This is a genomic window from Bacillus sp. 01N42_2 (assembly GCF_056399565.1).
Genome location: NZ_JBFTRO010000015.1, coordinates 1 through 15561, shown reverse-complemented (window position 1 = coordinate 15561; position 15561 = coordinate 1). Strand labels below are relative to the sequence as shown.

Below are 15561 nucleotides of genomic sequence, written 5' to 3'. Positions count from 1 at the left end.
CAGCGGCGCCTGTCTCCTGCTTCAACAGTCGGGATTATCCGTTCCCGGTTTTTCCGGCGAGACGCTAGAAGTGTCTCTTTCTGCCCTTACAGGTGAGRCGGAGACAGGGGCTGTCTCTGAAGAAGCGGATGCCGATTCGCTCGCTTATATCATTTACACGTCCGGTTCGACGGGAACACCGAAGGGGGTGGCTGTTGAACACCGTCAGGCCGCCGCCTTTTTATCCGGGATGCAAGGGCAGTTTCCGTTAACGGARGAGGATATGATCGTGCTGAAATCATCCTTTTCCTTCGACGCTTCCATCTGGCAATTGTTTTGGTGGACGATGTCCGGCGCCTCCGTGTATCTGCTTCCGTCCGGATGGGAGAAAGATCCCGCRCGGATGATTGAAGCGTTTGCCTCGGAAAAGGTGACGACCGCGCATTTTATTCCGGCGATGRTCAACAGCTTTTTAGATGCGCTGGAAACAGAGCCTGAGGAAACAAGAATCCGCCTCGGCAAAACCTTGACACGYGTGTTTGCCGGAGGGGAAGCTCTTTCACCGCTTACGGCTTCCCGGTTTGCCGATCTTCTGCCGGAGACCGTGCTCATTCACGGCTACGGGCCGACAGAAGCGACGGTTGATGCGGCGTTTTACGTCTGTGACCGAAAACGGGACAGCGGACGGACAAGGCTTCCGATCGGAAAACCCGTTCCGGGTGCCCGTCTTTATGTGTTAGACGGCGGGGGAACCGTTCAGCCTGCGGGCGTTGCCGGAGAGCTGTACATTGCGGGGACAGGGGTGGCCCGGGGCTATTGGAACCGGCCTGAACTGACGGCAGAGCGTTTTCTCGATGATCCGTTTTATCCGGGAGAGCGCATGTATCAGACGGGTGATATCGCACGCTGGACAGAAGACGGGCTTGTCGAATGGCTTGGCCGGTCAGACGGACAGGTGAAAGTTCGCGGCTACCGGATTGAACCGGGGGAAATCGAAACGGCGATCCGTCGCATTGACGGCATTCGTGAGGCGGCGGTCACTGCCCGGACCGAACACGGCGAGACCGCGCTTTACGCCTATATCGAAGGACGGGAAAGCGATGACGTGCGGGCAGAACTTGCGACACGCCTTCCGGCCTACATGATGCCGGCTCAGTTTATTGAGATGAGCGAGTGGCCGGTCACACCGAGCGGAAAGCTTGACCGCCGCGCGCTGCCGGCTCCTGACGGAGCGGCAGGCAGACAGGCGTACACCGCACCGCGGAACGTCACGGAAATGAAGCTTTGCGCCCTTTGGGAAGAGGTGCTGAAAAACGGCCCCGTCGGCATCCGGGATCACTTTTTTGAGCGGGGCGGCCATTCGTTAAAAGCGACGGCTCTCGTCTCCCGCATCGCCAAGGAATTCGGCGTTCAGGTGCCGTTACAGGACATCTTCGCCCGGCCGACGGTGGAAGAGCTCGCTWMGGTCATTCAGGACCTCGAAGAGAGCCCGTATGAAGCGATTCAGCCGGCGAAAACACAGGAYACTTATCCGGTGTCTTCAGCGCAGAAACGGATGTATGTGCTCCAGCAGCTTGAAGACGGCGGTGTCGGCTACAATATGCCGGCAGTGCTGGAACTGACGGGCCCGCTTGACCGCGGCCGGCTGGAGGAGACGTTCCGGCAGCTTGTCGAGCGGCATGAGTCGCTCAGAACGTCCTTTGAAACGGGGCATGACGGCGAACCGATGCAGCGCATCCATGACAGCGTGATGTTTCAGCTGGATGAGGCCGATTCAGCTGACGCATTCGTCCGGCCGTTTTGTCTGGAGGAAGCGCCCCTCTTCCGCGCGGCCCTCGTGAAAGAATCGGACGAACGCCATCTTTTATTAACGGATATGCATCACATTATTTCCGACGGTGTGTCCGTCAACACCTTGATTAAAGAATTCGGCGAGCTGTATGCCGGCCGCTCGCTTGCGCCGATGCGTCTTCAATATAAAGACTATGCCGTCTGGCAGCGGGCATTTCAGGAAAAGGAAGGATATCAGAAGCAGGAAACCTACTGGCTGAAGCGGCTTGAAGGTGAGCTTCCGGTGCTTGAGCTTCCGGCTGACAAGCCCCGCCCGGCCGTCAGAAGCTTTGCGGGTGGGAACGTCTCGTGCACGCTTGATGCTGAAACGGCATCCGGTCTTCACCGCATCGCCCGCGATCACGGCTCCACTTTGTATATGGTGCTTCTCGCCGCGTACAATACGCTGCTCGCGCGGTTGAGCGGACAGGAAGACATCATCGTCGGGTCGCCGATTGCCGGGCGCCCGCATAAAGACCTTGAACCGATTCTCGGCATGTTCGTCAACACACTCGCCATCAGAACGGAGCCGAAAGGAGACAAACGGTTTACCGATTACTTGGCGGAAGTCCGCCAGGCGGCGCTTGAAGCGTATGAACATCAGGACTACCCGTTTGAAGAGCTTGTGGAACGGCTCGGCGTGCAGCGGGACATGAGCCGCAATCCGCTGTTTGATGCGATGTTTATTCTTCAGAATATGGAGCGAGAGGAGATAAATCTGGCCGGGCTGAAGGCATCACGATCAGAGCATACCGAACATGATGTATCAAGTTTTGACCTGACCTTATCAGCGGCTGAATCCGACGGAAACATCCGCTTTGAGATGGAATTCAGCACCGAGCTTTTTATGAAAGAAACGATTGAACGCTGGATGGGCCACTTATTGAATCTCTTGCGCCATGTTGCCGCCGAACCGGAAGTCACACTCTCAAAAGCTGATATGTTGACAGAAGAGGAAAAGCAAAAGATACTGACTGAATTTAATAATACACAAACCGAGTTCTCGGAAAAAAACAAACTGTTCCATCAGCTATTTGAAGCGAAAGCAGCAGAAACGCCTCATCAGACGGCCGTCATTGAAGGAACACAACAGATCAGCTATTCGCAGCTTAATGAGCGGGCAAATCGGCTTGCACGAACATTACACAAAAATGGATTCGGTCCGGGAAAAAGAGCAGCTATATTGGCAAATCGTTCGATTGAAGCGATCGTCAGTGTTCTTGCCGTCATGAAATCGGGAGGGGCGTATATCCCCATTGATTCACATTATCCTAAGGAACGGATTCGCTATTTATTAAAGGACAGCGCGGCATCCGTCTTGTTGGTGCAGTCTGAATACAAAGAGCTTGCTTCACAGCTCGCGGATCACAATTTGTTGCTCATTCAGCTTGATCATGAAGATCAATACGATATTTGTGCGGAGAATATTCATTCATCAGTGTCTCCGGATGATACTGCTTATATCATATATACTTCGGGAACGACGGGAACGCCGAAGGGAGTCGAAGTCAGAAATCGCAGCTTTACCCATGCAGCACTTGCATGGCGCAGCATTTATGAGCTTGACCGTATACCGGTCAAGGTGCTGCAGATGGCGAGTTTCTCATTTGATGTTTTTTCAGGAGATCTTGCCCGCGCCTTGCTAAATGGAGGGACGCTTGTTATTTGTCCGGATGACGTCCGGCTTGAGCCGAAACAGCTTTATCAGCTCATTGATCAGCACCGTATCACATTTATGGAGTCGACACCCGCGCTGATTGTTCCGTTTATGGAATATATATATCGCCGGAACCTAGCACTGCAAAGTGTAAAAGTACTGGTACTGGGCTCAGATATGATCAAAGCGAAAGATTTTTATACGCTTCATAAGCGTTTCGGAGAAGACATGCGGATCATAAACAGCTACGGTGTAACAGAAGCGACAATTGATTCTTCGTATTATGAAGCCAAAATGAGCGAAAAGCCGCGGGAAGATGATGTGCCGATCGGTGTTCCGCTTCCGAATGTGCAAATGTACGTCTTAAACAAAGACAAACAGGTTCAGCCAATCGGCGTTTTCGGAGAGCTGTATATCGGAGGCACCGGCGTCGCCAAAGGATATTGGGGACAGCCGGAGCTGACAAAGGGCGCATTCAGCGACCCGTTACAAACGGGAGAAATACTTTACAGAACAGGAGATCAAGCCTGCTGGCTGCCGGATGGCACTCTTCGTTTTCAAGGGCGGATTGATAAGCAGGTAAAAATCAGAGGATACAGAATTGAGACGGGAGAAATTGAAAGTGTGCTTTTGAAACACGATCAAGTCAAAGAAGCGGCTGTTACCGTGATGAAAGATGCCGAAGGACAGGGCAGATTAGCGGCGTACATCGTACCTAAAACAGCTGACATCTCATCACTTCGCGAGTTTCTCATGCAGGAGCTTCCTGCTTATATGATGCCGTCTCATATTATCGGTTTAGACAGCATGCCCCTGACACTGAACGGCAAGCTTGATAAATCGGCTCTGCCGGCAGAAGAGATACATTCATCACAGGCATTTGTCGCGCCCGGCGATGAAAAACAGGCGTTGTTATGCCGAATTTGGGAAGATGTGCTTCATATTCAGAAAGCAGGCATTCATCACTCTTTCTTTGAGCTTGGGGGAGATTCCATTAAGGCGCTTCAAGTGTCAGCCCGACTCGCGGGAGAAGGCTGGAACATGTCGATCCGCGATTTGTTTCAGTTCCCGACGATTGCAGAACTCGCGAAGCACCTCACGCCGGCTGTTGCAATGGCTGATCAGGGGCCGATAGAAGGAAGCGCACCGCTGACACCGATCCAGAAGAGATTTTTTGAGGAACCGGGTGCTTTTGATCTTCATTATAACCAATCAGTCATGCTGTGCAGTGAAGAGAGATTCCAAATAAATGCTTTGTCTCAGGCGGTTCGCTCGCTGACAGAACATCACGATGCGCTGCGAATGACATTCACTGAAAATGAGCATGGGGAAGTTGTTCAATATAACCGCGGAATCACAGAGCAGCATGAAGAAATCTTTACACTTAACGTCATAGATCTTTCAGAAGAAACACAGCCGGAAAAACGGATAGCCGCCGAGGAAAAAGAAATACAGCAGGCCATGCGCCTTGATCAAGGGCCTCTGTTTCATCTCGGAGTGTTCCGGCTGAAAGAAGCCGACCATCTGCTGATCACGATTCATCACCTTATCACGGACGGCGTGTCGTGGAGAATATTGCTTGAAGATCTGCAGACAGCTTATCAGCAGGCATTAGAAGGCCGACAAATCAAACTGCCGCCGAAAAGCGATTCTTATATCACATATGCCGAACAACTTTTTGACATATCCAAAAGCAAAGCGCTGCTTGAAGAAGCCGCGTACTGGGACAGTGTGATGTCTTTTGAAACAGCGCCGCTGCCGAAAATAAATGATGGAAATGCCGGACGGATGCAGGAAAACGCGCGCACGGCATCGTGGATATTAAGCAGGGAGCTCACAAAACAGCTGCTTTTAGAAACACAGCAGGCATACGGCACGGATGTTCATGAATTGCTTTTAACGGCGCTTGGAATGGCGCTTCATGAGTGGACGGGTTCTGAACGGATGCTTATCAGCACTGAAGGACACGGACGCCAGGGACATATGCCTGACATTGATATTTCGAGAACGGCAGGCTGGTTTACATCTGTTTATCCCGTGCTCTTAGATATGAGAGTGCCGGACGGCTCAGGCGAAAAAACCGCTCACCGTATAAAGACAGTAAAAGACATGATGAGACGGGTTCCTCATTACGGAACCGGCTACGGGCTGCTGAGATATTCGCGAAACATTCTTTATAAAGACCCAGAAATAAGCTTTAACTATCTCGGTGCGTTTGACGGTCTTGAGGGAGGACTGAAGATGTCGCCATTTAAGCCGCAGCATGATATAGCGGCCGGGCGCATCCGCGAGTTTGACCTGGATATTAACGCGATGACGGCGGACGGACGTCTGGAGGTAAAAGCCGTTTATACCGGCGTATTTGCACCGGGGGCAGTCGAGTCTTTCATGAATCGTTTCCAAACTCGTCTTGAGGACATCATCGCCCACTGTTCTGGCAAGAAAGAGCGGGAAAAAACATTGACTGATTACAGCCATAAGGAATTGACCGCTCAAGCACTATCAAGCATTGAAGATCTCGTAAAAGGACTTTAATTTCATAAAAAGGTGTGTGGCATTCGTGACACAAGCGACAGAAATTCAAGATATTTACCCTTTATCATATATGCAGGAAGGCATGCTGTTTCATTCGCTTCTGGATTCCGGATCAAACGCATATGTCGAGCAGATTTCATTTACGGTCAGCGGAGATTTATGCGTTGATACATTTCAAAAAAGCCTTGATATGCTTGTCAGCCGCTATGATATTTTCAGAACAATTTTCATAAAAGAAGTACCTGACCTTGAAGGGCCGCAGCAGGTAGTCCTTTCGCGCCGTGACACTGCCGTACGGACTGAAGACATTTCAGATTATTCGGAAGAACAGCAGCAAAGCATCATTGACGAATTTAAGGAAAACGACCGGCATAAGGGGTTTGATCTGCAAAAAGGCCCCTTAATGCGCCTTGCTCTTTTTCATACGGGAAAAAACCGCCATACATGCGTTTGGACTCACCATCACATTATGATGGACGGCTGGAGCCTGGGCATTGTGCTGAAAGATTTCTTCAGCATGTATTATTCGATCCGGAACGGGCGGCCTGTAAACCTCGGCAGTCCGAATCCTTACAGCACTTATATCAAATGGCTACGAAGCCGGAATAAAGAAGAAACGTCAGCGTTCTGGTCCGGCTATTTGAAAGATTACGGAGAAACCGTTTCTGTTCCGCAAACGAAGAATAAACCGGCGCAAAACGGTTATACATCTGAGCATTTTCAATTTTCCCTTGAGCCTGAAACCGTACAAAAACTGACAGACATAGCCCGGGGCATCGGGGTCACGCTGAATACTATATTTACGGGCATTTGGGGCCTGCTTCTCCATCGTTACAACGGGACTGAAGATGCGGTCTTCGGTTCGGTTGTTTCCGGCAGGCCGTCAGCTATCAGCGGCATTGAATCCATGGCCGGGCTGTTTATCAATACCGTTCCGGTGAGGGTGCGCGCAGCTAAGGATATGACTTTTGCATCGCTTGTTAAAGCAGTGCAAAAAGATTCACTCGCAGCGGAAGAGCATAGCTATTATCCGCTTTATGACATTCAAAACGAGAGCGGTCTGCAAAAAGATCTCTTGAACCATATCCTTGTCTTTGAAAATTATCCGGTTCAGATGCAGGCTGCGGTAAACGGCTGGCAGCAGACTGAAAGCCATGCGCTCTCTCTTGAAAACTTTTCGATGGCGGAAGAAACGAACTATGATCTCAACGTCGTCATCGTTCCGGGGGAAGAGTTTTATGTGAAATTCAGCTACAATGCTGACATTTATGATCGGGAGGACATGAAACGGATCAAAGGGCATATTCTTGAGGTCATCTCCTGTGTAACAGAGGATCCGGACAGGCTCTTATCAAGCATCAGTCTCGTGCCGCCGGAGGAAGAGGCCTTGATTCATTCGTTTAACGACACAAGCCGTCCGTATCCTGAGACAACCGTTCACGGGCTTTTTGAAGAACAGGCTGCCAAAACGCCCGACCAGGAAGCGTTGAGATATAACGGGATAAGCTGGAGCTATAAGAAATTAAATCAGCGGGCGAATCAGATTGCGCATGCGTTAAGGGAAAAAGGCGCCCGTCCCGATCAGATTACCGCTGTTATGCTGCGCCGATCGATGAATACGGTCGCCGCTCTGCTCGGAATTTGGAAATCGGGCAGCGCTTATATGCCGATTGATGCGGAATATCCGCCTGAACGGATCTCATTTTTGCTGAGAGACAGTGAAGCTTCACTGCTCGTGACTGAAAAAGACCTGCTTCCTCTCATTCCGCCGCATTTTAAGGGAAACGTCGTCATCTTGGAGGAAACGGTTTCCCGGCAGACCGGGCCGCTTCCGCCGGTGTCCTGCAGCGGAAATTGGGCGTATGTCATTTACACCTCGGGAACGACAGGCCGTCCGAAAGGCGTGCTTGTACAACACAAAGCGATCAGCAATACATTGCAATGGCGGCGTGAAGAATACGGCATGTCAGAAGGCGACATAGCGCTTCATCTTTTTTCATACGTATTTGACGGCTCTTTGACAAGTCTTTTCACTCCGCTGCTGTCCGGCGCTTGTGTACTGTTGACTGATGAAGACGATGCAAAAGACGTTCTTTCAATGAAACAGAAAATTGCCCGCCACGGGGTAAGCCATCTTCTGATCGTTCCGTCCCTTTATCGCGTCCTGCTTGATTCTCTGACAAAAAAAGATGCACAGACGCTTCGGGCGGTGACATTTGCCGGGGAAGCGGCAACCCCTGATATCGTGGAAGCGAGCCGGAATATATGCCCGAATGCCGAGCTGCTGAATGAATACGGCCCGACGGAGAACAGTGTGGCAGCGACGATCCTGCGCAATCTGCAAAAAAGCAGCCGGATTACGATCGGACGCCCGATCTCCAATACATCCGTCTATATCATGCACGGTGTCCAGCTGCAGCCGGTCGGAGCCGTCGGTGAACTGTGTATTTCAGGAAAAGGTCTTGCACACGGATATTTTCAGCAAAAAGAGCTGACGGATAAAGCCTTTACCCCTCATCCGTTTCGTGAAGGTGAACGGCTGTACAGAACGGGGGATGCAGCCCGGTTTTTACCGGACGGAACGATTGAATATATGGGGCGTTTTGATGATCAGGTGAAAGTCAGAGGCTACAGAATCGAATTAGGAGAAATCGAAACGGCACTCAGAAGTCTGTCCGGGGTAAAAGAGGCGGCAGTTACCGTGCGCAAAACGGCGGACGGAGATCAGGAGCTTGCAGCTTATGTCGTACTGCAAAACGCGGGTGTGACATTTGATCCGCACGCTGAATTGGCGGGGACATTACCTGCTTATATGATACCGGGAAGCTTTACCAAACTGACGGAAATGCCGCTGTCTGCGAGCGGAAAACTTGATAGAGCCGCGCTTCCTGAACCGGAAGAAGCTGAGAGAACCGGTGATTATCAAGCGCCCCGCACAATGCTTGAGACTGAGCTGCTGTCTATTTGGCAAGATGTGCTGAAACGGGACCGCATCAGTATGAGAGATGATTTCTTCCAAATCGGCGGACAGTCGCTGAAAGCCGCATCACTTGTTTCAAACATACATAAACGGCTGCAAATTGAACTTGCCGTCCGCCATGTCTTTGAACATCCGACCATTGAGAGCATGGCCCGCTTCCTTGAACAGAAAAAAAGAGGAGAATATGCGGAAATCACGCCTGCAAAGACGAAGGACTTGTACCCGTTATCTTTTGCTCAAAAAAGGCTCTATGCCCTTCACCAGCTTGCGGCGGACAGCACGGGCTATCATATGCCCGCTTGTCTGGAACTGAGCGGCAGGCTCAATCGGGACCGTCTGCAAGAAGCCTTTTCAGCGCTGCTGCAAAGGCATGAAGCGTTACGCACATCATTTGTGTTACGAAACGGGGAGCCGATGCAGCACATACATTCACATGTGGATCTCGAACTCACAGAGCTTCACATGCCGTCCGAGTCACTTCTTAACGAGACGATGGAAACTTTCGTTAAGCCGTTTGACGTGGAAAAAGCGCCTCTTTTGAGGGTGACTTTAGCCAAAGTCAATGAAAACCGCCATTTTCTGTTGCTCGATATGCACCATCTTATCGCAGACGGTGTGTCAATGAGCGTTCTGATTCAGGAATTGACGGATTTGTACAGAGGGAAGGAATTGCGGCCGTTAAAACTGCAGTACAAAGATTTTTCCGTCTGGCAGCATGACCGGTCTGCCGCTGAAGAGTTCAAAAAACATGAGCGGTATTGGCTGGATGCGATCGGGGAAAACATTCCCGTTCTTGATTTGCCGCTGGATAAAAAGCGCCCGCAGCTTCCTGATTTCAGCGGATCCGCGGTTCGAACACGTCTTCAAAAGGAAGCGGCGGAGAATTTGCGCCGGCTCATGGATGAGACGGGTTCCACGCTGTATATGATTCTTTTGGCAGGCTATTCCCTGTTCCTGTCTAAATTGAGCGGACAGGAAGATGTTGTCGTCGGTTCACCTGCGGCAGGCAGAAGCCGCGCGGAGCTTGAAGGGGTTATCGGCATGTTTGTTAACACCGTGGCCATGAGAAGCAGGCCGGAAGGTGATAAGACATTCCGCGCTTATTTAGAAGAGGTGAAAATGCTCGCCCTCGGCGCAGCCGAACATCAGGAATTCCCGTTTGAAGAACTCGCCCAAAAGCTTGATACACCTCGGGAAGTCAATCGCAATCCGCTGTTTGATGCCATGCTCGTTCTGCAAAACAGTGATGATTTCAAAGTGAATCTTCCGGGCTTATCCGTTTCTGCACATGCAGTGAAGCATGACATTTCAAAATTCGACTTGACGCTACATGCTGAGGAACGGCCGGATGGCGCCCTGGATTTTCATTTTGAATACAGTACCGCATTGTTTGAAAAAGAAACGATCGAACGGTGGGCCGGTCATTTTAAAGAGCTTTTAGGACAAATCGCGTCGGATTACGATCGGAAGCTGTCTGACATTCATTTGCTGGACACAAACGAGCGGCAGATGCTTCTGGAAGCTGATAATCAAACGGCTGAGTATCCGCGGCATGAAACGATCGTCAGTTTATTTGAAACACAGGCGGAAAAAACGCCGGATCAAATCGCAGCCGTCATGGCCGATGAGCGTCTCACCTACCGCGAGCTCAATGAGAAGGCGGATCGAATCGCCGATATGCTCTCAGAAAACGGGCTCCGCTCAGGACAGATTGTCGGGATGATGACTGAACGATCTCCGGATATGCTGATTGGGATTCTCGGTATTTTAAAAGCGGGAGGGGCGTATCTGCCGATTGATCCTGAATATCCGGACGAGCGGATTTCATTTATGCTGACTGACAGCGGCGCGCGTGTTCTTTTGACGCAATCGGGTCTTGGGATTTCCGGAATGGACGGTCTGCCGGTTTTATACATTGATAAGCCTGAATCTTTTTCAGCAGACAATCCGAAAGAAACGATAACACCTGAACAGCCGGCTTACGTGATTTACACATCGGGCACAACAGGGAAACCGAAAGGCGTTATGACGGAACACCGCAATGTCATCAGCCTTATCACACATAAAGGGCTGCCGTTTGATTTTGGGCCAGAAGACGTCTGGACGCTGTTTCATTCCTATTGCTTTGATTTTTCTGTTTGGGAAATATTCGGTGCGCTTTTATACGGCGGAAAAGTAGTCATCGTGCCGAAAGAAACAGCCCGTGATCCGCATTTGTACCGGCAGCTGCTGCTAAGTGAAGGCGTAACGGTGCTGAACCAAACGCCGACCGCTTTTTCCGGACTCATTCATGAAGAAGCCGGGCATACGGACAAGCTGAAGCTTCGATATGTCATTTTCGGCGGAGAAGCGCTTCAGCCCGGCATGCTGAAAAGCTGGAAAGAGAAGTACCCGGAGACAGAGCTTGTGAACATGTACGGCATTACGGAAACCACGGTTCACGTCACATACAAAAAACTGAATATGGAAGATATCGAGAGAAATAAAAGCAATATCGGAAGACCGTTGGAAACCCTTCATGCTTTTGTCATGGACGCCTATATGAATCCGCAGCCGATCGGAATTCCCGGTGAGCTTTATATCGGCGGAGAAGGCGTCGCGAGGGGATACGTAAATAGAGATGATTTAACTGCCTCCCGTTTCATCACGAATCCGCACGTTTCCGGTATGCGGCTCTACCGGACGGGCGATATCGCCAAAAGGCTCTCAAATGGCGAGCTGGAGTATGTCGGGCGGAAAGATGCGCAAGTAAAAGTCAGAGGCCACAGAATTGAACTGGGAGAAATTAAATCAGCGCTGCAGAAGCTTTCCTTCGTGAAAGAGGCCGCCGTGATCACACGTGCTGATCAGCACGGTCAGCACTCCATTTACGCCTATGCCGTCTTACACGGAAACGAAAAGTTAAAAGAAGCAGAGATTCAGGCCTCTCTCAGAGCTTTCCTGCCGGAATATATGATTCCCGCACGCTTGACAGAGCTTAATGAACTGCCTCTGACGGCGAATGGGAAGCTGGATGAGAAGGCGCTCCCGCAGCCTGAATTAAATGAAAATCCCGGAGATGATATCAGTCTGAGGAATGAAACTGAAGAAATGATGGCTGACATTTGGGAGGAACTCTTAGGTGTTGAAGGCCTTGGCCCCAATGCTCATTTCTTCCATCTCGGCGGAGATTCGATTAAAGCGCTGCAAGTATGTGCGAGGCTGAAGCAGCAGGGCTACGAAACGACCGTCCGTGAGCTGTTTGAGCATCAGACACTGGGAGAGGTGTCGATGCGGCTCCGGAAAGTCCGCCGCGTAATTGATCAGGCTCCCGTCACAGGCGAAGTGCCGTTGACGCCGATCCAGCACTGGTTCTTGTCACAATCATTGCCGCATGATCATTTTAATCAGACCGTTATGCTCCGCAGTGCGGACAGAATCAATGAATCTGCCATGAGAAAAGCGCTGGCGCATCTGGCGGTTCATCATGACGCATTACGGATGATATGCGGCACGCAAAATGGATCGGTGATGCAATATAACAGAGCTGAGAACCTTTCTGAAGAAGAACTCTTTACGTTTGAGACGCTTGACGTGAGAGGGACAGGGTCATTACAAGAGGAGCACGCCGCAATTGAACAGGCGGCCGCCCGTATTCAAACTTCTATTCGGCTGGAGACCGGTCCGCTCGTAGCTGTCGGTTTATTTCACGCCGCAGATGGCGATCATCTGCTGCTTTCCATTCATCACCTTGTCATTGACGGAGTGTCATGGCGGATTTTATTTGAAGATCTCACCGCGTGCTACAGGCAGGCGCTTGTTGGAAAAGAAGCCGTTCTTCCGGCGAAAACTGATTCCTATCAGACTTATGCAAAGCAAATTTCTGATTATGCAAAAAGCCGCCGGCTGCTGCAGGAAGCAGATTACTGGTCTGAAAGAGAAGAAGCGGCAGTCAAACCGCTTCCGAAAGATGCCCGCATCTCTTCCAATCTCCTTAAAGATACAGATGTGATGACCATTACATTGACAAAACAGGAGACTGAGCAGCTGTTAACGGAGGCAAACAGGGCATACACAACGGAGACAGGTGAATTATTGCTTGCGGCGTTAAGCCTTGCGCTGAACAGATGGACCGGAAACGAGACATTCAAAATCAGCATGGAAGGCCACGGAAGGGAAGAGCATCTGGAGCATCTTGATATCAGCAGAACCATCGGCTGGTTTACGTCAATTTATCCGGTATTGGTTGACGCAAGTTTTCAAGATCAGGCTGATGACGGGGGGCGTCTCGGTTATCACATTAAGCGGACAAAAGACATGATGCGCCGCATTCCGCATAAAGGAGCGGGATACGGTGTGCTGAAATATATAAGCAAATTCTGGGAAGAGGCTGAATCTGATTCTCCTGAAATCAGTTTTAACTATTTGGGGCAGTTTGACCGGGAGATCCGTTCAACCGGCTTCGATGTTTCTCCCGTAAAAGCGGGAAATGAAGTCAGCCCAGACTGGGAACGTCCGTACACACTTGATATCAGCGGCTCCGTATCATCGGAATGTCTCAGCTTGAATGTGGTGTATAACCGTTTTCATTATCAAAAGGAAACGATTGAAGTTTTGACGGGGCATTTTCATACTTTTCTCAAGCAGATCATCGCGCATTGCACAGGCAAAGAGGAGCGTGAATGGAGCGCTGCTGATTTCAGTGATGAAGAGTTAACGCTGGAAGATCTGAGTGACATTATGGGAGCCGTCAACAAACTATAGAAAAGGAGAGGCGCAATGGGGCAGCAACCGGAAATACAAGATATATACCCTTTATCTTTTATGCAGGAGGGCATGCTTTTTCATTCTCTTTTGGATCATGACTCAAGAGCCTACTTCGAACAAGCAGTGTTTACGATCAGCGGACAGCTTGACCGGGAACGATTCCAAAAAAGTATAGATGCTGTTTTTGAACGATATGATATTTTCCGTACGACGTTTATTCATAAGAATGTGGCTAAGCCCCGCCAAGTCGTGTTAAAAAACAGGCCGAGCCGCGTTCAGTTTCATGATATTTCTCATTTGGATGAGAAGGCGCAGGACATGTATGCCGACCGGTTCAGTAAAGAAGACAAAGATAAAGGCTTTGATTTGCAATCAGACCCTCTCATGAGAGTCTCCATTCTGAAAAAAGCGCCCGAACGCTATGTTTGTATTTGGAGCCACCATCATATCGTCATGGACGGCTGGTGCTTCGGAATTGTCATGAAGGAATTTCTGATGATCTATCAATCTCTCGGAGACGGACACCTCCCGTCTCTCGAGCCTGTTCAGCCATATGGGAAGTATATTAAATGGCTCATGAAGCAAGATCGTAAAGAAGCCGAGTCATTTTGGAGTACGAGACTTGCCGATCTTGAGCAAACGGCGTCTCTTCCGAAAAAATCCGCCGAACCAAACGGCGAGCTTGAGCAGGCTGTTTTCACTATTTCTGAAGAGCAGACAAATGAGCTGAAGAACATTGCGGCAAGGGCGGGAGCAACGCTGAATACGGTGTTTCAGGCACTGTGGGGCATTTTGCTGCAGCGAGTCAGCCGCTGTGAAGACGCCGTTTTCGGTTCTGTCGTTTCCGGCCGGCCGTCGGATCTGGCGGGCGTAGAAAAAATGGTAGGGCTGTTTATCAATACGGTTCCCGTGCGGGTAAAAAGCGGTTCGTTTTCCTTCCTGGAGCTCGTCAGGCATTTACAGCAGGAGACGCTGCAAGCAGAAGCGTACAGCTATTATCCGCTGTATGACATTCAGGCGCAAAGCCCTCTGAAGCAAGCGCTGTTTGACCACATTATCGTGTTTGAAAATGTGCCGGCCCAGCGTGAAATTGAAAATGTGAGTCAGGCCGGTTCATTTGATTTTGCGGTAGAGGATTTCACGATGGAGGAAGTCACAAACTACGGATGCAGCGTAAAGGTGATTCCGGGAAGTTCTCTTTATATCCGCTTAAACTTTGATACCGGTATATACGATCGTGTTTTTATGAAGAAGATTGAAACCTTTTTACGGCATATGATGAAATCAGTCATTTCCGACCCTGAAATGAGCGCCTCCGAGATCGCATTGCTGGATGCGTGTGAAGCCAGAAATATGGTGGATGGGTTTAACCGGACAGATGCGGTTGAACCGCCGGCTCCGACGCTTCACGGGCTGTTTACCCGCCGCGCTGCGCTTTCGCCGCATCGTCCGGCGCTTCGTTTCCCAGACGGTATGCTGACGTACGCCGAGCTTGACCGGTACACCGACAGGCTCGCTTTTCGGCTCCGCCAAAAAGGCGTCCGCAAAGAAAGCATGGTCGGCGTGCTCGCTGAACGCTCGCCGGAGATGGTGATTTCAGTGCTTGCCGTGTTAAAAGCAGGCGGCGCCTACGTGCCGCTTGATCCGGAATATCCGGAGGACAGGCTGCGCTATATGCTCGACGACAGCGGCGCCTGTCTCCTGCTTCAACAGTCGGGATTATCCGTTCCCGGTTTTTCCGGCGAGACGCTAGAAGTGTCTCTTTCTGCCCTTACAGGTGAGGCGGAGACAGGGGCTGTCTCTGAAGAAGCGGATGCCGATTCGCTCGCTTATA

Annotated in this window: 3 protein-coding genes; all 3 read left to right on the top strand. The window is 50.6% G+C overall.

The genetic code is table 11. From position 1 onward, the window contains the following. A partial coding sequence (locus AC1DN5_RS18820) for an amino acid adenylation domain-containing protein (RefSeq protein ID WP_476982774.1) occupies nucleotides 1-6001 on the top strand: 6001 nt, incomplete at its 5' end. A gap of 25 nt (nucleotides 6002-6026) precedes the next feature. Further along, nucleotides 6027-13724, top strand: a complete 7698-nt coding sequence (locus tag AC1DN5_RS18815) for an amino acid adenylation domain-containing protein (RefSeq protein WP_366969304.1) — start codon at nucleotides 6027-6029, stop codon at nucleotides 13722-13724. A gap of 15 nt (nucleotides 13725-13739) precedes the next feature. Then, a partial coding sequence (locus AC1DN5_RS18810; protein ID WP_476982773.1) for a condensation domain-containing protein occupies nucleotides 13740-15561 on the top strand: 1822 nt, incomplete at its 3' end.